The following is a 22,645-nucleotide window of genomic DNA, read 5'->3' on the forward strand; positions in this document are numbered from 1 at the left end:
CCGCCGGGTGGACCCCGGAATACCCTGGAGCGCAACAGAGTGTCAGCAGGGGTGGGGGCACCGGCTGAGCCGGTCTCCGCGGGGTCGCTCATGCCCGGCAGCTGCCGGCACCGGTACGGTGCCTCACCGTAAGGCGGCCTGACGGGGCGGGCCCGACGGAGGACAGGGCTTATGGATCGTACGACCGGCGGTGCGCCCACACGCCCGCCGCAGGGAGTGGCGGGTGCGGTCCTGCTGCTCGGAGTCCTGCTGGCCGGCGCCGCACCGCTCATCCCGCTGGCCGTCCTGGTCTACCGCTACGAGCCCGAGCTGCTGCCGCTGTTCGCGGTGCCGCTGGCCGTGCTGGTCGCGGCCTGGCGGATCGCCCGGGACCGCGCCCGTGACCAGCTCACCGACCCGCTGACGGACCTGCCCAACCGCCAGGCCCTCTTACTGGCCGCCCAGGAGGCCATCGCCGAGCACGAGCAGGGCTACAGCGTCGGGCTGATCCTGCTCGACCTCGACCGGTTCAGGTCGCTCAACGACACGCTCGGCCACACCGCCGGCGACCGGCTGCTGGTGCACATCGCCCGCCGGCTGCACCGCGCCCTGCGCTCCGGCGCGTCCGGCGGAGCGGGACGGGAGACGATCGACGACGTCTTCGCCGGGATGCCCCGGGACTACCGGCGCGGCCGCCCGATGGTGGCCCGGATGGGCGGCGACGAGTTCGCCGTGCTGCTGCCCGGCGTCGGCTGCCCCAACACCCTGGAGCGGGTCGCCAAGGCGCTGATCGCCGAGCTGGCCGCACCGATCCGGCTGGACGGGCTGCTGCTCGTCCTGGAGGCCAGCGCCGGCGTCTGCGTCTACCCGCAGCACGCCCAGGACGCCGAGTCGCTGCTGCGCCGCGCCGACGTGGCGATGGGCCACGCCCAGCGCGGCTGCACCTCCGTCGAGCAGTACGACGAGGCCCAGGACGCCGACACGCCGTACCGGATCGGGCTGCTCGGCGATCTGCGGCGGGCGCTGGAGACCGGCGAGGTGCAGCTGCACTACCAGCCCAAGGTGGCCTTCGACGGCCGGGTGGTCGGGCTGGAGGCGCTGCTGCGCTGGGACCGGCCCGGCCAGGGCAAGGTCTCGCCGGACGAGTTCGTCGGGCTCGCGGAGTCCAGCGGCCTGATGCCCCGGCTGACCGACTACGTCCTGGAGGCGGCCGTCGGCCAGCTCGCCTCCTGGCGCGAGCAGGGCCTCCAGGTACAGGTCGCGGTGAACGTCTCGCCGCGCGACGTGCTGAACCCGGGCTTCGCCCAGCGGGTCGCCGGGCACCTCGTCCGCCACCAGGTGCCGGCCCACGCGCTCCAGCTGGAGATCACCGAGCGGCTGCTGCTGGACGACTCCCGGCGGGCCGCCGACACCCTGGCCGAGCTGCGCGGCTACGGCGTCGGGATGTCCCTGGACGACTTCGGGACGGGCCACTCCTCGCTGGTGCGGCTGCGCAGCCTGCCGGTCGGCGAGTTGAAGATCGACCGCTCCTTCGTCTCCCGGATGGTCGCCGACGACCACGACGCGGCCGTGGTCCGCTGCTCGGTGGAGCTGGCCCACTCGCTGGGCCTGACCGTGGTGGCCGAGGGCGTGGAGGACGACGAGACCTGGGAGCGGCTGCACCGGATGGGCGTGGACGCCGTCCAGGGCTGGCTGGTCTCGGCGGCGCTGCCGGCCGAGCAGGCCACCGCCTGGCTCCGGGTGCACCGCACCGGCGCCCCGCCGGTCGAGCGGTTCGGCCCGGCGGGTCAACTGCCGCGGGTGATCCAGCCGGTGGTCAAGCCGGGGATCCAGCCGGTGCTGCCGCCGGTCATCCCGCCGGTGCTGCCGCCGGTGGTCCAGGCGGTGTCGGCGGCCCAGTTGGAGGTCCAGGCGCAGGGCACGCCGAGGTGGGTCCCGACGAGCCCGCAGTAGGGCGTCCGCGGCGGTCGCCGGCCCGGTCCCGGAGCGGGGCCGCGGCAGGGTGACCGCCCCGCGGGGTTACTCGTTGGCCGGTGGCCGGGCCGGGCCCCATAGGATGGGGTCCACAGACCAAGAGGACGGGAGCGCCGAGCCGGCTGCTCCTGCCCGGGCCCGGCACCGCCTGAGCGCGGCGCCGGGCCTCACCAGAACTCACACCCCTGAGGATCGCCGCATGCCTGGCATCACGCGCGAGGAGGTCGCCCACCTCGCTCGGCTGTCGCGTCTTGAGTTGCAGGCCGAAGAGCTGGACCACTTCGCCGAGCAGCTCGACGTGATCATCGGCGCGGTCGCGCGCGTTTCCGAGGTCGCCGGACAGGACGTCCCGCCGACCTCCCACCCCCTCCCGCTGACCAACGTCATGCGGGCGGACGTGGTGCGACCGTCGCTCACCCCGGAGCAGGCGCTGTCCGGCGCCCCCGCCGCCGAGGAGCAGCGTTTCCGTGTGCCGCAGATCCTCGGGGAGGACTGACCGATGACCGACCTGATCCGTTACACCGCGGCCGAGACCGCGAGCGCCATCGCCAAGGGCGAGGTCTCCGCCGTCGAGGTCGCCCAGGCGCACCTGGACCGCATCGGCGCCGTCGACAAGAAGGTCAACGCCTTCCTGCACGTCGACACCGAGGGCGCGCTGGACGCCGCCAGGGCCGTCGACGAGAAGCGCGCCAAGGGCGAGGAGCTGGGCCCGCTGGCCGGCGTCCCGCTCGCGCTGAAGGACGTCTTCACCACCAAGGGCGTGCCGACCACCTGCGGGTCCAAGATCCTCGAAGGCTGGATCCCGCCGTACGACGCCACCCTGACCTCGCGGCTCAAGGACGCGGGCGTGGTGATCCTCGGCAAGACCAACATGGACGAGTTCGCGATGGGCTCCTCCACCGAGAACTCCGCCTACGGCCCCACCGGCAACCCGTGGGACCTCAGCCGGATCCCCGGCGGCTCCGGCGGTGGCTCGGCCGCCGCGCTGGCCGCCTTCGAGGCCCCGCTGGCGATCGGCACCGACACCGGCGGCTCGATCCGCCAGCCCGGCGCCGTCACCGGCACCGTCGGCGTGAAGCCCACCTACGGGTCGGTCTCCCGCTACGGCCTGGTCGCGTTCTCCTCCTCGCTGGACCAGGGCGGTCCGTGCGCCCGCACCGTGCTCGACGCGGCGCTGCTGCACGAGGCGATCGCCGGCCACGACCCGCTGGACTCCACCTCGATCGACGCGCCCGTCCCGGCCGTGGTCGAGGCCGCCAAGCTGCGCGACGTGCGCGGCATGCGGATCGGCGTGGTCAAGGAGTTCGCCGGCGAGGGTTACCAGGCCGGCGTCATGCAGCGGTTCAACGAGTCCGTCGAGCTGCTGCGCGAGCTGGGCGCGGAGGTCGTCGAGGTCTCCTGCCCGTCGTTCACCCTGGCGCTGCCCGCGTACTACCTGATCGCGCCCAGCGAGGCCTCGTCCAACCTGGCCCGCTTCGACGCGATGCGCTACGGCCTGCGGGTCGGCGACGACGGCACCCGCTCGGCCGAGGACGTCACCGCCCTCACCCGCGAGGCCGGCTTCGGCCCCGAGGTGAAGCGCCGGATCATCCTCGGCACCTACGCCCTCTCCTCGGGCTACTACGACGCCTACTACGGCTCGGCCCAGAAGGTGCGCACGCTCATCTCGCGCGACTTCGACACCGCCTTCGCCGGCGTGGACGTGCTGGTCTCGCCGACCACGCCGACCACCGCCTTCCCGATCGGCGAGCGCGCCGACGACCCGATGGCGATGTACCTGGCCGACCTCTGCACGATTCCGTCGAACCTCGCGGGCAACGCGGCCATGTCGCTGCCCTGCGGGCTGGCGCCGGAGGACAATCTCCCGGTCGGCCTGCAGATCATCGCACCCGCGATGGCGGACGACCGCCTGTACCGCGTGGGCGGCGCCGTCGAGGCCGCACTCAACGACAAGTGGGGGCACACCCTGCTGGAGGAGGCACCGGCACTGTGAGCAAGCTCGAAAAGGCGAAGGGCTTCAAGCACTCCAAGCCCGGCCTGTGGCTGTCCATCGGCACCAGCACGTTCGGCGCGGTCTCGATCGTCAAGGACATCCGGAAGGCGCGCGGCGAGAGCGACACGCTCAAGCTGATCAACGCCCTGGTCGGTGCGGCGGCGCTGGTCACCGGCACCGCCCTGCTGGTGCGCGAGTTGCGCCGGCTCGGCGACGACGACGTGCTGCTGGGCTGAGAACGCCCTCGGCCCGGCCGCGCACCCGACCGTGCGCGGCCGGGCCCGTACCTCCACAGACTTTTAGCGAAGGGGACGCTGTGAGCGTCATGAACCTGGTCTCCTACGAGGACGCTCTCGCGTCGTACGACCCGGTGATGGGCCTTGAGGTCCACGTCGAGCTGGGTACCAAGACCAAGATGTTCTGCGGGTGCTCGACCGAACTGGGTGCCGAGCCGAACAGCCAGGTCTGCCCGACCTGTCTGGGCCTGCCCGGCTCGCTGCCGGTGGTCAACGCCATCGGCGTCGAGTCGGCGATCAAGATCGGCCTGGCGCTGAACTGCGAGATCGCCGAGTGGTGCCGGTTCGCCCGGAAGAACTACTTCTACCCGGACATGCCGAAGAACTTCCAGACCTCGCAGTACGACGAGCCGATCGCCTTCAACGGCTACCTCGACGTGCAGCTGGAGGACGGCTCGACCTTCCGGGTGGAGATCGAGCGCGCCCACATGGAGGAGGACACCGGCAAGTCCAGCCACGTCGGCGGCGCGACCGGCCGGATCCACGGCGCCACGCACTCGCTGCTCGACTACAACCGGGCCGGCATCCCGCTGATCGAGATCGTCACCAAGCCGATCGAGGGCGCCGGCGAGCGGGCCCCCGAGGTCGCCAAGGCGTACGTCGCCGAGCTGCGTGAGCTGATCAAGGCGCTGGGCGTCTCCGAGGCCCGGATGGACAAGGGCCAGATGCGCTGCGACGTCAACCTGTCGCTGCGCCCCAACGGCACCGAGAAGTTCGGCACCCGCTCCGAGACCAAGAACGTCAACTCGCTGCGCAGCGTCGAGCGGGCCGCCCGGTTCGAGATCCAGCGGCACGCCACGGTGCTGGGCGACGGCGGCACGATCGTCCAGGAGACCCGGCACTTCCACGAGGAGGACGGCAGCACCACCGCCGGCCGGATCAAGGACAACGCCGAGGACTACCGCTACTTCCCCGAGCCGGACCTGGTGCCGATCGCGCCGTCCCGCGCCTGGGTGGAGGAGCTGCGCGCCGGTCTGCCCGAGCTGCCGCGGGTGCGCCGGGCCCGGCTGCAGGCCGAGTGGGGCCTGACCGACAAGGACATGCAGTCGGTGCTGAACGCCGGCGCGGTCGAGCCGATCCTGGAGACCATCGCCGCGGGCGCCCCGGCCGACCAGGCCCGCAAGTGGTGGATGGGCGAGCTGGCCCGGCGGGCCAACGAGACCGGCACCGAGCTGAGCGAGCAGCCGATCACCCCGGCGCAGGTCGCCCGGGTGACCGCGCTGGTCGCCGAGGGCAAGCTGAACGACAAGCTGGCCCGCCAGGTCATCGAGGCCGTGCTGGCCGGTGAGGGCGAGCCGGACGAGGTCGTCGAGAAGCGCGGCCTGGCCGTCGTCTCGGACGACTCCGCGCTCGGCGCGGCCGTCGACGAGGCCATCGCCGGCAACGAGGCGATCGCCGCCAAGATCCGCGACGGCAAGGTCGCCGCGGTGGGCGCGCTCGTCGGCGCGGTCATGAAGGCCACCCGCGGGCAGGCCGACGCGGCCCGGGTGAAGGACCTCATCCTGGCGAAGCTCGGCGTGGAAGGGCAGTAGGCACCACCTGAAGAAGCTCGGTGCCGACCGGATCCAACCACGGTTTCTAAGGCATCTAAGGCTCTCTAAGGTGCCTTAGTGCGCTCAGGGCCCGGATCCACCCCCTAAGTGGGGTGGATCCGGGCCTTTGCCGTTCCCGGCCGCCCGACCTAAGGCGCAGGCCGCCCGGAACATCGGGCAAGGTGCCGATGTGGCGCACCCCCCTGGGGGAGGAGGCTTTACCTCAGAACGAGAGAGACCACCACGAGGGGAAACACCGTGTTCGAGTACGAGCTCATCCAGCACCAGGTGCGGGAACTCCACGCCCAGGCCGACCACCAGCGCCTGGTCCGCGAGGCCAAGGGCGACCGCCGCGGCCTGCGCCGACTGCCCGCCGTCCGCTCCGAGCGGCGCGCCGCGCGTCTGCGCGAGTGCTGACGGGTCGACACCCGGCCGAGGCCGGGACGGAGATGGAAGGGGAGGTGCGATCCAGCGCCTCCCCTTCCGGGCGTCCGAGGGCCGGGATAACCGATCGGCCCGGCCCGGACGGTTATGGCATGCTCGCCTCCATGCAGCAGATATCGGTGAGTCCCGTCTTCGTCGGCCGCGGCACCGAGATCACCGAACTGGGCGAGGCGCTGCGGCGGGCCGGGGAGGGGAAGCCGCAGACCGTCCTGATCGGCGGCGAGGCGGGCGTCGGCAAGACCAGGCTGCTGGAGGAGTTCCTCGACCGGTGCTGCGCGGACGAGGGCGTGGTCACCACCGTCGGCGGCTGTCTGGAGGTCGGCGCCGAGGGGCTGCCGTACGCGCCGCTGGCCACCGCGCTGCGCCGGCTGCACCGGGGGCTGGGCGCCGAGCTGGAGGCCGCCGCGGCCGGCAGCGAGGGCCACCTCGCCCGGCTGCTGCCCGACTTCGGCGAGGCCGACGGCGAACCCAACGACGAGTACGGCCGGGCCCGGCTGTTCGAGCACACCGCGAGGCTGTTCGAGCGGCTCGGCACGGACCGTACCCTCGTGCTCGCGGTCGAGGACCTGCACTGGTCCGACCGTTCGACCCGGGAGCTCTTCACCTACCTGGTCCGCACCCTGCACCGGGCCCGCGTGCTGCTGGTGGCCACCTACCGCACCGACGACCTGCACCGCCGCCACCCGCTGCGGCCCTTCCTCGCCGAGCTGGAGCGGCTGCGCACCGTCCAGCGGATGGAGCTGGAGCGGTTCGGCCCGGGCGAGGTGGCCGAGCAGCTGGCCGGCATCCTCGGCACCGCCGACCCCGACCGGCAGCTGGTCGACCGGATCCACCGCCGCTCCGAGGGCAACCCGTTCTTCGTCGAGGAGCTCGCCACCTCCTTCCAGTCCGGCTGCTCGGCCGGGCTCACCGACTCGCTGCGGGACATCCTGCTGGTCCGGGTCGAGGCGCTGGACGAGGAGACCCAGCGGGTGCTGCGGATCGCCGCCGAGGGCGGCTCCTACGTCGAGCACGCGCTGCTGGCCGCGGTGCTGGACGACGAGGAGGAGCTGATCGAGTCGCTGCGCGCGGCCGTCGGCGCCAACATCCTGCGCCCGGACACCGACGGGGACGGCTACCGGTTCCGGCACGCCCTCGTCCGCGAGGCGGTCTCGGACGACCTGCTGCCCGGCGAGCGGCACCGGATCAACCGCCGCTTCGCCACCGCCCTGGAGCAGCAGCCGCACCTGGTCGGCTGCGACGTCCGGCCGGCCCGGTTGGCCAACTACTGGTACCACGCGCACGATCCGGTCCGGGCCCTGCCGAGCGCCCTGGACGCCGCCCGGGCGGCCCGCCGGCGCAACGCCTTCGCCGAGCAGCTGCGGATGCTGGAGCGCGCCCTGGAGCTGTGGGACGAGGTCTCCGAGGACGTCCTGGCGCACACCCTGCGCCCCTACGACTGGGCCGAGACCTACCCGCCCTGCTCCTGCGACGTGGACACCCACGACGGCGACTGCGAGCGGCTGCAACTGGTCGACGTCCTCGCCGAGGCGGTGGTCGCGGCCCGGCGCAGCGGGGACCGCGAGCGCGGGCTGAGCCTCTCCCGGCGGGCGCTGAAGCTGGTCGACGAGAACCGCGACCCGGCCCGGGCCGCCTGGTTCCGGATGAACCGGGCCCGGATGTTCGGCCACCTCAACCGCTCCAAGGACCAGGACGAGGCGGCCTACGCCCGGCGGCTGGTCGAGCACCTGCCGCCGTCCGCGGTGCAGGCCGAGGTGTTCGCGCTGAGCGCCGGCATCGCCATGCTCAACAACCCGACCGGCGAGAGCGTCGAACTCGCCGAGCGGGCCGCGGCGATCGCCCGCCAGGTCGGCGCGCACGCCGTCGAGCAGCACGCCCGGATGACGCTCGGCACGCTCCGCCACGACCTGGGCAACGACCCCGAGGCCGCCGTCACCGAGCTGACCGAGGCGCTCGCCGCCACCCGTGGGCTCGGCGTCCCCGACCTGATGCTCCGCGGCCTCAACAACCTGGCCAGCCTGCTGCAGTCGCTCGGCCGCGCGGAGGAGGCGGTGGCGCTCGCCCGCGAGGGGCTGGAGACGGCGGACGGCACCGGCCTGCTGCGCAACATCGGCACCCTGCTGCTCGGCAACCTCGCCGAGGCGCTGCTCGACCTGGGCCGGACCGGGGAGGCGGCCGAGCTGCTGGCCGGCGCCGAGCGGACCCAGTACCCGGGCAGCCACGCCGAGTTCCTCGACCGGCTGCGGGGCGAGCTGGCCCTGCTGCGCGGGGACCTCCCGGCGGCGGCCGGCATGCTGGCCCAGGCCCGGGCCTCGGACCGGGTCTGCCAGGTCCAGCACTCGGTGCCGATCTCCCGGCTCGCGGTGCTGATCGCCGCCCGCGGCGGGCGGCCGCTGGAGGCGCGGGCCGAACTGCTCGCGGTGATCGGGGGCCCCGTTCCGGCCGGGAACGAGGCCGCGCTCTACCCGCTGCTGATCGACGGGGCCGCGGCCGAGGCCGACGGCCGGGGCCTGCCGGAGGCCGATCCGGGCCGGCCCGCGGTGCTGGCCAGGATCGCCGAGGTGGCCGCCGGGCTGACTCCCAAGGCGCCGCTGCACCACGGCTGGGCGCGCCTGCTGGAGGCCGAACTGGCCCGGGCCGAGGGCCTGGACACCCCGGTGCAGTGGGCCGTCGCCGTCGAGGCGCTGCGGCCGGCCGGGCTGCCCGGCCCGCTGGCGGCGGCCCTGCTGCGGGCCGGCGAGGCCGGGGTGCTGGCCGGCGACCGGGAGGGCGGGGCGGCCCTGCTCCGCGAGGCCCGGACGCTGGCCCGGGCCCGGTCGGACAGCGCGCTGCTGGCCGAGATCAACGGCCTGGCCGAGCGGGCCGGTCTGGCGCTGACCGCCCGTGCGGCGAGGGCCGCCGCGGTGCCCGCGGTCGGCGACTCCTTCGGGCTCACCCCCCGTGAGCGGGACGTGCTCCGGTTGCTCGCCCGGGGCCGTACCAACCGGCAGATCGCGGAGGAGCTGTACATCTCGCCGAAGACCGCGAGCGTGCACGTCTCCAACATCCTCGGCAAGCTCGCGGTGGCCGGCCGGGGCGAGGCCGCCGCACTGGCGCACCGCCTGCGGCTCTTCCCGGACGAGTCGGCGCTGGCCGGCCGCTGACCCGCACGCTCGCCGGCGACCACCGGCCGGACCTGCCCGGACCGGCCGGTGGTCGCCGGACCCCGCCGCGTGCTCCCGTGCGCGCCGCGTGAGCCCCCGCCCGCACGCCCCCGCCAACCGGCCTGATCCGGCGGAATCGGGTGCATTTCACCACCCCTTCACCATTACTCTAAGTTGAGTGTGCGTGTCATTGAGTGACCGAAGTGGTGTAGGGTCCCGAGTGGGAACATCGGTGCGGTGCGTCGGCCGGCAGGCCGCCCACCCCCTGGGCCATCGCCCTGACGGGGCGCCTGGTCACCGCGTACGGCCATCAGGTGCGCGGCCGGTGGCCCGTGGCCGGGGCGCCAGGCTCCGGGCCGGAGGGGGAGAGGCCGAGTGAGCTCCACCGATGCGGTGCTGCCCGGAGCCGGACGGTCGGGCGTACCGGACGCCGACCTGTCCGCAGCCGTCCGGCGCGGCCCGGTCCGCCGGCTGCTGTACAGCCGATCCCTGCCCGGCACCGTGCTCGGCGCCCTCTGCCTGGCGTACGCCCTGGGCGCGTCCCTCGGCTGGGGGTCACGCCAACTCTCCGTCTTCATGGGGGACTTCGGTCTGGCGGCGGCCGCGCTCGCGGCCGCGCTGTCCTGTCTGACGTACGCCTGTACGGTCGGCGGCCCGGCCCGCTCGGCCTGGCTGCTGTTCGGCCTCTCCTCGCTCATGGTCGCGTTCGGCAACGCCACCTGGGGCTGGTACGAGCTGGTCGAACCCGGCAAGCAGCCGCAGGACTCGCTCGCCGAGTTCGCCTTCCTGCTGTTCGCCCCGCTCGCCATCACCGGCGTGCTGGTGCTCTCCCAGCGCCCGCGCAGCGCCGCCGGCTGGCTCTGCCTGCTGCTGGACGGCTGGCTGGTGGCCGGCTCGCTGTTCACCCTGAGCTGGAGCCTGGCACTCGGCCGGATCGCCGCCGGCGCGGATGGCTCCGTGGTGGCGCTGGCGACCAACCTGGCCTACCCGGTGCTGGACATCCTGCTGGTCAGTCTGGTGGTCGGGCTGCGCTTCGGCGGCCGCGACGGCAACCGGGCCGCGGTGCACACCGCGATGATCGCGCTCGCCGTGACAGTGCTCTGCGACGCCCTCTTCACCTCGCCGGAGCTGAAGAGCAACTACCACTCGGGGGAGCTGCTGGACGCCGGCTGGTTCGCCGGCAGCCTGCTGCTGGCCTGGGCCCCGTGGTCGCCGCGCTGGCGCCGTCCGCTGCGCGAGCACCCCTCGGTCGGCGGCCTGCCGCGCCGCCGGGTGGCCACCACCTTCAGCGCGCTCACCCCGTACGCGGCGGCCGCCGTCTGCACCGCCGGGATCCTCTACAACGCCCTCGGCGGGCGGCCCCTGGACCGGGTGGTGGCCGCGGCCGCCTGCACCGTCGGCCTGGCGCTGATCCTGCGCCAGGGCGTGATGCTGCTGGACAACCTCTCACTGGCGCAGGAGCTTGCCCACAAGGAGGCGCACTTCCGGTCCCTGGTGCAGGGCTCCAGCGACGTCATCATGATCGCCGGTGCCAACGGCGTGCTCTCCTACGTGTCCCCGGCCGCGCTCGGCGTCTACGGGCGGGATCCGGAGGAGCTGGTCGGCGGCAACCTGCTGGACCTCGTCCACCCCGAGGACGTGGACCGGGTGCTCGCGGAGGTCCGCCGCTTCCTGGCCCGGGGCCGGCTCGCCGCGCTCCGCTCGCCCGCCGCCGCCGAGCCGTCCGCGGCCCGGGTGGAGTGCCGGATCAGCTCCGGCGCCGGCGAGTGGCTGCACGTCGAGTCCACCGTCAACCGGTACCGCGACGGCCTGATCCTGAACAGCCGGGACGTCACCGAACGCGTCATACTGCAGGCCCAGTTGCAGCACAACGCCTTCCACGACCCGCTCACCGACCTGCCCAACCGGGCGCTGTTCGCCCAACGGCTGCGCGCCGCCCTCGCCACCCGCGGCCAGCAGGGCGGCGCGGGCGCCGGGATCGCCGTGCTCTTCCTCGACCTGGACGGCTTCAAGGCGGTCAACGACAGCGCCGGCCACCAGGTCGGCGACGAACTGCTGGTGCAGGCCGCCCGCCGGCTGCAGGGCGCGGTGCGCGGCGGCGACACCGTCGCCCGGTTCGGCGGGGACGAGTTCGCGGCGCTGGTCTGCGGCCCGCTCGGCCGGCTGCAGGTCCAGGAACTCGCCGAGCGGCTGCGGATCGCCCTCTCCGAGCCGTACTGGATCGGCGGCGCCGAACTCAGCGTCGCGGCCAGCATCGGCATCTCCTTCGGCACCCCCGAGCGTGGCCCGGCCGCCGATCCCCGGGCCGCCACCGACGAGCTGATGCGCAACGCCGACCTCGCGATGTACCGGGCCAAGTCCGAGGGCAAGGGCCGGGTGGTGCTCTACACCCCGGCGATGCGGGCCGACCTGGAGCGCCGCACCGAGCTGGAGGAGCGGCTGCGGGTGGCCGTCCGCGAGGGCGGCTTCACACTGCTCCACCAGCCGGTGGTGGACCTCGGGACCGGCGCCGTCACCGGCGTCGAGGCCCAGGCCCGCTGGCGCTCCGCGCAGGGCCTGCTGCTCACCCCCGCCGAGTTCCTGCGCTCCGCCGAGCACGGCGACGCGGCCACCCGGTTCTCCCGCTGGCTGATCCACGAGGCGGTGACGGCCGCCGCGCTGCGCCGCGGGCTGCCGGCGAGAACCCGCTCGGCGCCGGCCCCGGTGCCGGTGTCGGTCCGGCTCTCGGCGCAGCGCCTCTGCTCGCCCGGCATGTACGAGGCGGTGGTCGCGGCGCTGCGCGACACCGGGCTGCCGGCCAGCCACCTGGTGGTCGAGGTGGCCCGGATGGGCCCGGACGCGCTGGCCGACGAACTCGGCCGCCGGCTGGCCGCGCTGCGCCGGCTCGGCGTCTCGACCGCGCTGGCCGGCTTCGGGGCGGGCAACGGCTCGCTGGGGGCGCTCGCCCGGCTGCCCTTCGACAGCCTCAAACTGGACCGCACGCTGGTCCAGGACCTCGGTGACTCGCCGCTCGGCCGGACGCTGGCCGGGCACGCGCTGCGGCTCGGCCGGGACCTCGGCCTGGTGACCGCGGCCGAGGGGGTGGACCTGCCGCGCCAGGTGGCCGTCCTCCAGGAACTGGGCTGCCGGCAGGGCCAGGGGTCGGCCTTCGCCCCGCCGCTGGACGAGACCCGGCTGCGGCGGGCGCTGGTGCGCCGTTCCTACCCGCTGCCGCGCCCGCTCGGCTCGCTCTCGGCGCGGCGCGCGTACCTGGCCGCGGACACCCGGACGGGTGGCCGCGGCGAGCCCGGCGCGGGCCGGTCCGGGCCCCCTCACAGCCCCTCCGACCTGCCCGAACACCGGGCCGCCGCGGGCCCGGGGCACGGTCCGCATGGCGAGACTGTCGTCCCACCTGCTTGACAGTCGACCCCGCACGGGAGGAAGGTCGTTGCCATGCGCACCCGAATTCTCGTACTTGGCGGGCGCGTCGGCTGAGCGGGCGATGCCCCGCTCGTGACAGACCGACGCGCCACCCCTCGCATGCCCTTGGCACGAGGGGTTTTTTGTTGCACTGACACTGTTCCACTCCGCAAGACCACTGGCCCCGGCCGCCCGATTCCCCCCGATTCCGGAGGGAGAGGAGGGACGATTGGGGCAGAGCCGGCGATCGGCCCGACACGCGGGACCCCACCCTCAGCCACTTGGGGCCCGCAACCACCCGGGCCGGCGAAACCCGAGAAGAGACAGGCAGATGACTGAGCACGCCGCATCCCCCCGCCGCGGGGACACCCCGGCCGCCCACGCTCCCGCTCCCCAGCACGTCGTCGAGACCATGACCGGAGCCCAGTCGCTCATCCGCTCGCTGGAGGCCGTGGGCGCGGACACCGTCTTCGGCATCCCGGGCGGGGCCATCCTTCCCGCGTACGACCCGCTGATGGACTCGACCAAGGTGCGTCACATCCTGGTCCGCCACGAGCAGGGCGCCGGCCACGCCGCCACCGGTTACGCCCAGGCCACCGGCAAGGTCGGGGTCTGCATGGCCACCTCGGGGCCGGGCGCGACCAACCTGGTGACCCCGATCGCCGACGCGTACATGGATTCGGTCCCGATGGTGGCGATCACCGGGCAGGTCGCCTCCAAGGCGATCGGCACCGACGCCTTCCAGGAGGCGGACATCTGCGGCATCACGATGCCGATCACCAAGCACAACTTCCTGGTGACCGACCCCGCCGAGATCCCCCGGGTGATCTCCGAGGCGTTCCACATCGCCGCCACCGGCCGTCCCGGCCCGGTGCTGGTCGACATCGCCAAGGACGCGCTGCAGGCCACCACCACCTTCCGCTGGCCGGCCGAGACCTCGCTGCCCGGCTACCGCCCGGTCACCAAGCCGCACGCCAAGCAGATCCGCGAGGCCGCGAAGATGCTGGTGAGCGCCCGGCGCCCGGTGCTGTACGTCGGCGGCGGGGTGCTCAAGGCGCACGCCACGGCCGAACTGCGGATCCTCGCCGAGCTGACCGGCGCCCCCGTGGTCACCACGCTGATGGCGCTCGGCGCCTTCCCCGACAGCCACCCGCAGCACCTGGGCATGCCCGGCATGCACGGCACCGTCCCGGCCGTCACCGCGCTGCAGAAGTCGGACCTGCTCTTCACCCTGGGCGCCCGCTTCGACGACCGCGTCACCGGCAAGCTGGACAGCTTCGCGCCCTACGCCAAGGTCGTCCACGCCGACATCGACCCGGCCGAGATCGGCAAGAACCGCCCGGCCGACGTGCCGATCGTCGGCGACGCCCGCGAGGTGCTGGCCGACCTGATCGTCGCCGTCCAGGCCGAGTTCGACGCCGGCCACCGCAGCGACTACGCGGACTGGTGGGTCAAGCTCAACGAGTGGAAGAAGACCTACCCGCTGGGCTACGAGCCGGCCCCGGCCGGTCAGCTCTCCCCGCAGCAGGTCATCGAGCGGATCGGCCGGCTGGTCGGCCCGGAGGCGATCTACGCCGCGGGCGTCGGCCAGCACCAGATGTGGAGCTCGCAGTTCATCCAGTTCGAGAAGCCGGCCACCTGGCTGAACTCGGGCGGCGCGGGCACCATGGGCTACGCGGTGCCGGCCGCGATGGGGGCCAAGGCGGGCCGCCCCGAGACGGCGGTCTGGGCGATCGACGGCGACGGCTGCTTCCAGATGACCAATCAGGAACTCGTCACCTGCGCCCTGAACGACATCCCGATCAAGGTCGCGGTCATCAACAACGGTTCGCTGGGCATGGTCCGCCAGTGGCAGACCCTCTTCTACAACCAGCGCTACTCCAACACCGTGCTGCACGCCGGCCCGGACCACGACGGCATCGAGCCGCCGGCCCAGGGCACCCGGATCCCCGACTTCGTGCTGCTCTCCGAGGCGATGGGCTGCGTCGGCCTGCGCTGCGAGCGCCCGGAGGACCTGGACGCGGTGATCAAGCAGGCGATGGAGATCAACGACCGCCCGGTCGTCATCGACTTCATCGTCCACCAGGACGCCATGGTCTGGCCGATGGTCGCGGCCGGCACCAGCAACGACGAGATCCAGTTCGCCAAGGGCGTCCGGCCCGACTTCGGCGACGACCTCGACTGACGCCCGCTCCGGAACGCCAAGGGAACAGAGACCCCATGTCCAAGCACACCCTCTCCGTCCTGGTCGAGAACAAGCCCGGCGTGCTCGCCCGCATCGCCTCGCTGTTCTCCCGTCGGGGCTTCAACATCGACTCCCTCGCCGTCGGCCCGACGGAGCACCCGGACATCTCCCGGATGACGATCGTGGTCAACGTCGAGGACCTCCCGCTGGAACAGGTCACCAAGCAGCTCAACAAGCTCGTGAACGTGATAAAGATCGTCGAACTCGACCAGTCCGCTGCGATCCAGCGGGAACTGGTCCTGGTGAAGGTCCGCGCCGACAACGAGACGCGGTCGCAGATCGTCGAGATCGTCCAGCTCTTCCGCGCCAAGACGGTCGACGTGTCCCCCGACGCGGTGACCATCGAGGCCACCGGTAGTTCGGACAAGCTGGAGGCCATGCTCCGGATGCTGGAGCCGTACGGCGTCAAGGAGCTCGTCCAGTCCGGCCTGGTGGCCATCGGCCGCGGCGCCCGGTCGATCACCGACCGCTCGCTGCGCGCCCTCGACCGCAGCGCGTAGCGCGGTCGTCTCACCCCCTGAAGCACCGTCCCACACCCTGCCGGGTCCACGTACCGTGGGAACGTACCCGGCAAGACCATCACGCAAGGAGATGTGCCCCCGTGGCCGAGCTGTTCTACGAAGACGACGCCGACCTGTCCATCATCCAGGGCCGCAAGGTCGCGGTCATCGGCTACGGCAGCCAGGGCCACGCCCACGCGCTGTCCCTGCGCGACTCGGGTGCCGACGTCCGGGTCGGCCTGAAGGCCGACTCGAAGTCCCGCGCCAAGGCGGAGGAGGCCGGCCTGCGCGTCGTCACCCCGGCCGAGGCCGCCGCCGAGGCCGACGTCATCATGATCCTGGTGCCGGACCCGATCCAGTCCGACGTCTACGAGGAGTCCATCGCGCCGCACCTGAAGGCGGGCGACGCCCTGTTCTTCGGCCACGGCCTGAACATCCGCTTCGGCTTCATCAAGCCGCCGGCCGACGTCGACGTCTGCATGGTCGCCCCGAAGGGCCCGGGCCACCTGGTCCGCCGCCAGTACGAGGAGGGTCGCGGCGTCCCCGCGATCGTCGCCGTCGAGCAGGACGCCTCCGGCAAGGCCCTGGAGCTGGCGCTGTCCTACGCCAAGGGCATCGGCGCCACCAAGGCCGGCGTCATCAAGACGACCTTCACCGAGGAGACCGAGACCGACCTGTTCGGCGAGCAGGCCGTCCTCTGCGGTGGCACCGCCGCCCTGGTGAAGGCCGGGTTCGAGACCCTGGTCGAGGCCGGCTACCAGCCGGAGATCGCCTACTTCGAGTGCCTGCACGAGCTGAAGCTCATCGTCGACCTGATGTACGAGGGCGGCCTGGAGAAGATGCGCTGGTCGGTCTCCGAGACCGCCGAGTGGGGCGACTACGTCACCGGCCCCCGCATCATCACCGACGCCACCAAGGCCGAGATGAAGAAGGTCCTCGCCGAGATCCAGGACGGCACCTTCGCCAACACCTGGATCGCCGAGTACAAGGCCGGTCTGCCCAAGTACAACGAGTACAAGAAGGCCGACGAGGACCACCTGCTGGAGACCACCGGCAAGAAGCTCCGCAAGCTGATGAGCTGGGTCAAGGAAGAGGCCTGAGCCCTAAGGCTCCGCCCCCTTCGGGACCTGTCCGATTCCATAGGGTCCTTGTACAACTAGGCTGCTCCCGTCCGGGTGATTTCGCCGGACGGGAGCAGCCTGGTACCCAGCCCGTCGATACACTTCCGAGTGCGCGTCAGGCCCACAGCGTCGTGCGTCTACCTACGCGGCATGCCACCTTCCCCCCGCCTTCCACGCCACCTACGTGCCGGGGAGAACCGGACAGTTAAGGACCACTGTCGTGAGCACTGTGACCAAGACCGCCGTTGTACTGATCGCCGAAGAGCTGTCCCCCGCCACCGTCGACGCCCTCGGGCCGGACTTCGAGATCCGCCACTGCAACGGTGCGGACCGCACCGAGCTGCTGACCGCGATCGCGGACGTGGACGCCATCCTGATCCGCTCCGCCACCAAGGTGGACGCCGAGGCGCTGGCCGCCGCCCGCAAGCTCAAGGTGGTCGCCCGCGCCGGCGTCGGCCTGGACAACGTGGACGTCGCCGCGGCCACCAAGGCCGGCGTGATGGTCGTCAACGCGCCGACCTCCAACATCGTCACCGCCGCCGAACTCGCCTGCGGCCTGCTGATCTCGGTCGCCCGCAACATCGCGCCGGCCAACGCCGCCCTGAAGCAGGGCGAGTGGAAGCGCAACAAGTACACCGGCGTCGAGCTGAGCGAGAAGGTCCTCGGCGTCGTCGGCCTCGGCCGGATCGGCGTGCTGGTCGCGCAGCGGATGTCCGCGTTCGGCATGCAGATCGTCGCGTACGACCCCTACATCCAGGCCGCCCGCGCCGCGCAGATGGGCGTCAAGCTGGTCTCGCTGGAAGAGCTGCTGGAGATCTCGGACTTCATCACCGTCCACCTCCCGAAGACGCCGGAGACCATCGGTCTGATCGGCGACGAGGCGCTGCACAAGGTCAAGCCCAGCGTGCGCATCGTCAACGCCGCCCGCGGCGGCATCGTGGACGAGGCCGCGCTGGCGAGCGCCCTGCGCGACGGCCGGGTGGCCGGCGCCGGCCTGGACGTCTACGCCAAGGAGCCGTGCACCGACTCCCCGCTGTTCGGCTTCGACAACGTGGTGGCCACCCCGCACCTGGGCGCCTCCACCGACGAGGCCCAGGAGAAGGCCGGCATCGCGGTCGCCAAGTCCGTCCGCCTGGCGCTGGCCGGCGAGCTCGTCCCGGACGCCGTCAACGTCCAGGGCGGCGTGATCGCCGAGGACGTCCGCCCGGGCCTGCCGCTGGCCGAGCGGCTCGGCCGGATCTTCACCGCGCTGGCCGGCGAGGTGGCCGTCCGCCTGGACGTCGAGGTCCGCGGCGAGATCACCCAGCACGATGTGAAGGTGCTCGAACTGTCCGCCCTCAAGGGTGTGTTCGAGGACGTCGTGGCGGAGACGGTGTCCTACGTCAACGCCCCGCTGTTCGCCCAGGAGCGCGGTGTCGAGGTGCGCCTGACCACCTCCAGCGAGAGCCCCGAGCACCGCAACGTGATCACCGTCCGCGGCACCCTGGCGGACGGCGGCGAGATCGCCATCTCCGGCACCCTGGCCGGTCCGAAGCAGACCCAGAAGATCGTCGGCGTGGACGCCTTCGACGTGGACGTGGCGCTCACCGACCACATGGCGTTCTTCAAGTACGAGGACCGCCCGGGCGTGGTCGGCGTGCTCGGCCGCCACCTCGGCGACGCCGGCATCAACATCGCCGGCATGCAGGTGGCCCGCGACGGCAGCGGCGCGCTCGCCTCGATCACCGTGGACTCCCAGATCCCGCAGGAGGTGCTGTCGGCGATCGCGGCCGAGATCGGCGCCCGCTTCGCCCGCTCGGTCGACCTGGGCGCCTGAGCCCCGGCAGAGCCGTTCCGACAGGGCCCGGACCACCGCGCGGCGGTGGTCCGGGCCCTGTCGCGTCCGGGGCCGGACCGGCGCTCCGGGTGAGTCCCGTCTCAGATACTAGGAAATCCAAGTATTCGTGCAGACAGGCCAGGGCCCGGGTCGTACCGTGGAAGAGCCATACGGTGCGCCGCCCCTGTAGCCAGGGTGTGCGGCCCGTGTGCGCCCGTACGCCGTGGGCAGGCGATCCCCGCCCGGCGTGCTCCCGCTCCGCCGTGAGCCCCCCTGGCGACGCGCTTCGCCGGCACCTCCCTCTCCCCACCCTCTGCGCCACTGCCCGGCGCATTCGATCCAAGGAGCCCGGTATGCCTCCCACCGCAGACCGCCACGCCACCCCCGCCCCCGCCACCACCGCCCGTGCGCCGCGCCGCCGCCGCGCGACCGAGCGGCCCCCGTTCGCCGCCGCCGCGCTGCAGCGCGCGCTGGACCGCCGTGACAACGGTGGCGTGACGGGCCACCTCTGAGCGGGCCGCCTCCCGGCGTCCTGGGTCCAGGGCCGCTCGCCGCTGCGCCGGGCGGGTCTCACCCTCCGGAACCGGCGTTCATCTGCCGAATAGCCCGCACGGCCTGACGGTGAGTCACTCCCGAGAGTGCACGTGGCACCCGTTGGAGGGATGTTGCTCGCGCTGTCCGGCGCGATCATCCTAATTTGGGGCCCCGGAAGGGTGATCGGCGTCCGCGCGGGCGGGCGTCAGCGGCACGGCGTGCGGATCAGTTCCCCTTGCCGGGGGAGAGGGCCCAGTGCGTCAGCCACCCGTCCGTCGTCCGATCGCCCGGATCGGCCTCACCCTGGCCCTGCTGGCGGGGCCGTTCCTGCTCACCGCCGCCCCGGCGGCCGGCAGTCCACCGACGGCCGCGCCCCCCGGCGCCGGCCGCCCGGCCTCCGTCCTGCTGGAGCTCGGCACCGAGGCCGCAGGTCCGGCCTGGCGGCAGGCGGCCACCGAGGCCCGGCGGGCCCGGCGCTCCCCGGAGGCCGTCCGACAGGAGGCCGCGCGGGCCGGAGCCGAGCAGGTGACCCGGGCGTCCGAAGCGCTCGACCGGCTGGCCCGGGCCGTCCGCGGTACGGCTCCCACCGTCCGCGAGCTGTACCGCACCCGAACCCTGCTCACCGGACTCGCCGTCACCGTGCCGGCCTCCCGGCTGCCCGCCCTGCGCGCGCTGCCGGGCGTCCGGGCCGTCCACCCCATCGTGCGCAAGCAGCGGGACAACGCGCACTCCGTGCCGCTGACCGGTGCGCCGTGGGTCTGGGACGCCGGATCCGGTGACGCCGGGGCCGGCAACACCGGTCAGGGGGTGCGGATCGGCATCATCGACAGCGGCATCGACTACACCCACGCGGACTTCGGCGGCCCCGGCACCGAGGACGCGTTCAAGGCCGTGGACGGCGCCAAGCCCGCACCCGCCGGCCTCTTCCCGAACGCCAAGGTGGTCGGCGGCCGCGACCTGGTCGGCGACGACTACAACCCGGACCCGGCCTCCCCGCACCACCAGCCCGACCCGCACCCGGACGACAACCCGATCGACTGCGCGCTCAACGGCCACGGCACACACGTCGCCGGCACCGCCGCCGGCCTCGGCGTCACCACCGACGGCCGCCCCTACCCCGGCCCCTACCGGCCCGGCCTCGACCCGGCCGGCTTCGCGGTCGGCCCGGGCGCCGCGCCCGGCGCGCAGCTGTACGCGATCCGGGTGTTCGGCTGCGACGGCGCCACCGACCAGCTCGCCCAGGCCCTCGACGTGGCCGCCGACCCGAACGGCGACGGCGACCTCAGCGACCGGCTCGACGTCGTCAACCTCTCCCTCGGCAGCCGCTTCGGCGCCACCGACGACGCCGACGCGATCGCCGTCGACCACCTCTCCGAACTCGGCACCGTGGTGGTCGCGGCGGCCGGGAACGAGGGCGACGTCTACGGCATCGGCGGCAGCCCCGGCACCGCCGCCCGGGCCGTCGCCGTCGCCGCCTCGGTCGACCCGCACAGCGACGCCGACGGCCTGACGGTACTGGCCCCCGAGCCGCTCGCCGGGGTCGTCCCGGGCCACTGGAGCGCCCGCTACCAGGGCTGGTCGAGCGCCGACGTCAGCGGTGAACTCGCCCTGCCCGTCGACCAGTCCGACGGCTGCACGGCGTTCGGCGAGGCCGACCGGCAGCGGCTCGCCGGGCGGATCGCCGTCCTCGCCTGGAGCACCCGGGCGTCCGAGCGGGCCTGCGGCTCCGGGCCGCGCGCGGACCACGCCGCCGACGCGGGCGCGATCGGCGCCCTGCTCGCCGCCGACGACGACCACCTCGCCGAGGTCTCCGGCAACGACCGGATCCCGCTCGCGCTGCTCGCCCGGGCCGACGGCGAACGGCTGCGCCAGGGTGTGGCGAGCGGCCCGGTCACCGTCCGGCTGGCCGCCCCCGGCAACCCGCTGCACGGTGTCGTCTCCCAGGACCAGCCGCAACGCGCCGACACCCTCACCGACTTCACCTCGCGCGGGATCGGCGTGCCCGGCGTGGTCAAGCCCGACCTCGCCGCCCCCGGCGAGACCATCTGGTCCGCCAAGGCCGGCAGCGGCGTCGGCGGCCAGCGCGAGGACGGCACCTCGATGGCCACCCCGCACGTCGCCGGGCTGGCCGCGCTGGTCCGCGCGGCCCACCCGGAGTGGACGGTCGAGCAGCTCAAAGCCGCGCTGATGAACACCGCCGGGGACACCTGGCCCGGCGACGGGCACACCGGCCCGGTCTACGGCCCCGAGCGCACCGGCGCCGGCCGGGCCCAGGTGGACCGCGCCGTCCGGACCCCGGTGGTCGCCTACGCGGCGGGCGAGGGCGCGGCGCCGGGCAGCGTCGGCGTCTCCTTCGGCCCGGTGGCCGTCGGCGGCCCGCTCGGGCTCGTCCGCGAGGTCGAGGTCCGCAACCTGTCCGGCACGGCGGCGCTGTACCGCACCGGCTACGCGGCCGCCACCGAACTGCCCGGCGCCCGCTTCGAGATCGCGCCCGACCGGGTCGAGGTGCCGGCCGGCGGCACCGCCCGGGTCAGGGTCACGCTGACCGTCCCGGGACAGCTGGGCCGCGCGCCCGACCCGACCATCGACACCAGCCAGGGCGGCCGGGCCCGCAGCTACCGGGGCGAGCTCTCCGGGCGGCTGCTGCTCACGCCCGTCTCGGACGGCGCGCTGCCCGAGCTGCGGGTCCCGCTGCTCGCCGCTCCCCGCCCGGCCTCGGACCTGAGCGCGGCGGCGCCGGCGCACGGCACCAGGACCGGCGCCCTGGTCGTGCTCGGCGGCGCCCGGGCGCCGGCCGAGCAGCCCGGACTGCTCAGCGCCTTCGCGCTGGGCGGCGAGGGCGCCCGCTGGCCCGACTGCCCGCCCGACAGCGGCGCCGCGGTCGGACCGGGGGCCGGCATCGTGCCGGAGGAGAGCACCGAACCGCAGGCCCCGCAGGACGTCTGCGTCGAGCGCCCCGGCGACCGGGCGGCCAACCTGCGCGCGGTCGGCGCGGCCTCCGACGCGCCCGCCGTCGGCGACGAGCAGGGCATGCTCTACCTCGCCGCGCAGTTCTGGGCGCCCGCCGCCACCCCGGTCGGCGTCTTCGCCGTCCGGGCCTCGCTGGACACCGACGGGGACGGCGCCACCGACGTCTTCGTCAAGGCGGACCGGCAGCCCGGCAGCGACGTCCTGGTCGCCCGGTCGGTGGACGCCCGCAGCGGCGCCGAGCTGGACGTCCAGCCGCTGAACGCCCGCTGGGGGGACACCGACACCGCGCTGCTGGACAGCGACGTCCTGGTGCTGCCGGTGCGCCTCGCCGCCCTGCCGGGGGTGCGCGCCGGGCACAGCACCGTCCGCTACGGGCTCTGGACCGGTGTCGCCACCTCGGGAAAGCCCGACCCGGCCGAGGCGTTCTCCGCCGTCGGCCTGCGCGGCACCAGGCCCACCCTCGCGGTCGACGTGCTGCACCCGGCCGTGGACGTCCGCACCGGTCCCGGCGGCCCCGCCGCGGTGGCCGCCGCCCTCCCGCCGGGCACCGTCCTCGACGTCCGGCGCGCCGACGGGGACACCTCCCGGCTGCTCCTGCTCCACCACTTCAACCGGGACGGCCACCGGGGACAGGTCCTCGCCCTCCCCTGACCGCTCCGTCCCGACCCGCCCCGCCGGAGGCCGTCACCGCACGCGGTG

Annotated in this window: 13 protein-coding genes and 1 pseudogene; all 14 read left to right on the forward strand. The window is 73.8% G+C overall.

Annotated features, from left to right (window positions below):
• Positions 1–234 precede the first annotated feature (234 nt).
• A pseudogene (locus tag ACIF6L_RS18645) lies at positions 235–1,788 on the forward strand (putative bifunctional diguanylate cyclase/phosphodiesterase); the annotation flags it as partial.
• Between the two features lie 364 nt (positions 1,789–2,152).
• Positions 2,153–2,449 carry an Asp-tRNA(Asn)/Glu-tRNA(Gln) amidotransferase subunit GatC gene (gene gatC, locus ACIF6L_RS18650; RefSeq protein ID WP_280719380.1) on the forward strand — a complete coding sequence of 99 codons (297 nt, stop codon included), beginning with the start codon at positions 2,153–2,155 and terminating at the stop codon, positions 2,447–2,449.
• A gap of 3 nt (positions 2,450–2,452) precedes the next feature.
• Positions 2,453–3,946, forward strand: coding sequence for an Asp-tRNA(Asn)/Glu-tRNA(Gln) amidotransferase subunit GatA (gatA, locus tag ACIF6L_RS18655; protein ID WP_329489708.1), 1,494 nt, complete (start codon positions 2,453–2,455; stop codon positions 3,944–3,946).
• The gene (locus ACIF6L_RS18660; RefSeq protein ID WP_329489709.1) at positions 3,943–4,182 is read left to right on the forward strand and encodes a hypothetical protein; all 240 of its coding nucleotides are present in this window, start codon (positions 3,943–3,945) and stop codon (positions 4,180–4,182) included. Before gatA ends, ACIF6L_RS18660 begins: the two co-directional genes overlap by 4 nt.
• A gap of 80 nt (positions 4,183–4,262) precedes the next feature.
• Positions 4,263–5,774, forward strand: a complete 1,512-nt coding sequence (gatB, locus tag ACIF6L_RS18665; RefSeq protein ID WP_329489710.1) for an Asp-tRNA(Asn)/Glu-tRNA(Gln) amidotransferase subunit GatB — start codon at positions 4,263–4,265, stop codon at positions 5,772–5,774.
• Positions 5,775–6,032: 258 nt separating this feature from the next.
• Positions 6,033–6,191 carry a hypothetical protein gene (locus ACIF6L_RS18670; RefSeq protein WP_329489711.1) on the forward strand — a complete coding sequence of 53 codons (159 nt, stop codon included), beginning with the start codon at positions 6,033–6,035 and terminating at the stop codon, positions 6,189–6,191.
• A gap of 119 nt (positions 6,192–6,310) precedes the next feature.
• Positions 6,311–9,361, forward strand: coding sequence for an AAA family ATPase (locus ACIF6L_RS18675; RefSeq protein WP_396488534.1), 3,051 nt, complete (start codon positions 6,311–6,313; stop codon positions 9,359–9,361).
• Between the two features lie 471 nt (positions 9,362–9,832).
• Positions 9,833–12,760: a putative bifunctional diguanylate cyclase/phosphodiesterase gene (locus ACIF6L_RS18680; RefSeq protein WP_396488565.1), complete on the forward strand. Its 2,928-nt coding sequence runs from the start codon at positions 9,833–9,835 to the stop codon at positions 12,758–12,760.
• A gap of 331 nt (positions 12,761–13,091) precedes the next feature.
• Positions 13,092–14,945 (forward strand): acetolactate synthase large subunit, encoded by a 1,854-nt coding sequence (locus ACIF6L_RS18685; RefSeq protein ID WP_329489713.1) that lies wholly within the window; start codon positions 13,092–13,094, stop codon positions 14,943–14,945.
• Between the two features lie 35 nt (positions 14,946–14,980).
• Positions 14,981–15,505: an acetolactate synthase small subunit gene (gene ilvN / locus ACIF6L_RS18690; protein ID WP_329489714.1), complete on the forward strand. Its 525-nt coding sequence runs from the start codon at positions 14,981–14,983 to the stop codon at positions 15,503–15,505.
• Positions 15,506–15,606: 101 nt separating this feature from the next.
• On the forward strand, positions 15,607–16,605 hold the full coding sequence (gene ilvC, locus ACIF6L_RS18695) for a ketol-acid reductoisomerase (protein ID WP_329489715.1): 999 nt from the start codon (positions 15,607–15,609) through the stop codon (positions 16,603–16,605).
• Between the two features lie 250 nt (positions 16,606–16,855).
• Entirely contained in the window at positions 16,856–18,442 is a 1,587-nt protein-coding gene (gene serA / locus ACIF6L_RS18700; RefSeq protein WP_329492255.1) for a phosphoglycerate dehydrogenase, read from the forward strand.
• A 353-nt stretch (positions 18,443–18,795) separates the two neighbouring features.
• Complete coding sequence (locus ACIF6L_RS18705; RefSeq protein WP_329489716.1) at positions 18,796–18,954, forward strand: hypothetical protein; 159 nt, start codon at positions 18,796–18,798, stop codon at positions 18,952–18,954.
• Positions 18,955–19,231: 277 nt separating this feature from the next.
• Entirely contained in the window at positions 19,232–22,597 is a 3,366-nt protein-coding gene (locus ACIF6L_RS18710) for a S8 family serine peptidase (RefSeq protein WP_396488536.1), read from the forward strand.
• The last annotated feature ends 48 nt before the right edge of the window (positions 22,598–22,645 follow it).

This window comes from Kitasatospora sp. NPDC086009 (assembly GCF_044540385.1).
Lineage (GTDB): Bacteria > Actinomycetota > Actinomycetes > Streptomycetales > Streptomycetaceae > Kitasatospora.

Bases quoted from the DNA above. Each gene is read 5' to 3' on its own strand.
- gatC (WP_280719380.1), top strand. From the start codon at position 2,153: ATGCCTGGCATCACGCGCGAGGAGGTCGCCCACCTCGCTCGGCTGTCG.
- gatA (WP_329489708.1), top strand. From the start codon at position 2,453: ATGACCGACCTGATCCGTTACACCGCGGCCGAGACCGCGAGCGCCATC.
- ACIF6L_RS18675 (WP_396488534.1), top strand. From the start codon at position 6,311: ATGCTCGCCTCCATGCAGCAGATATCGGTGAGTCCCGTCTTCGTCGGC.
- ACIF6L_RS18685 (WP_329489713.1), top strand. From the start codon at position 13,092: ATGACTGAGCACGCCGCATCCCCCCGCCGCGGGGACACCCCGGCCGCC.
- ilvN (WP_329489714.1), top strand. From the start codon at position 14,981: ATGTCCAAGCACACCCTCTCCGTCCTGGTCGAGAACAAGCCCGGCGTG.
- ACIF6L_RS18705 (WP_329489716.1), top strand. From the start codon at position 18,796: ATGCCTCCCACCGCAGACCGCCACGCCACCCCCGCCCCCGCCACCACC.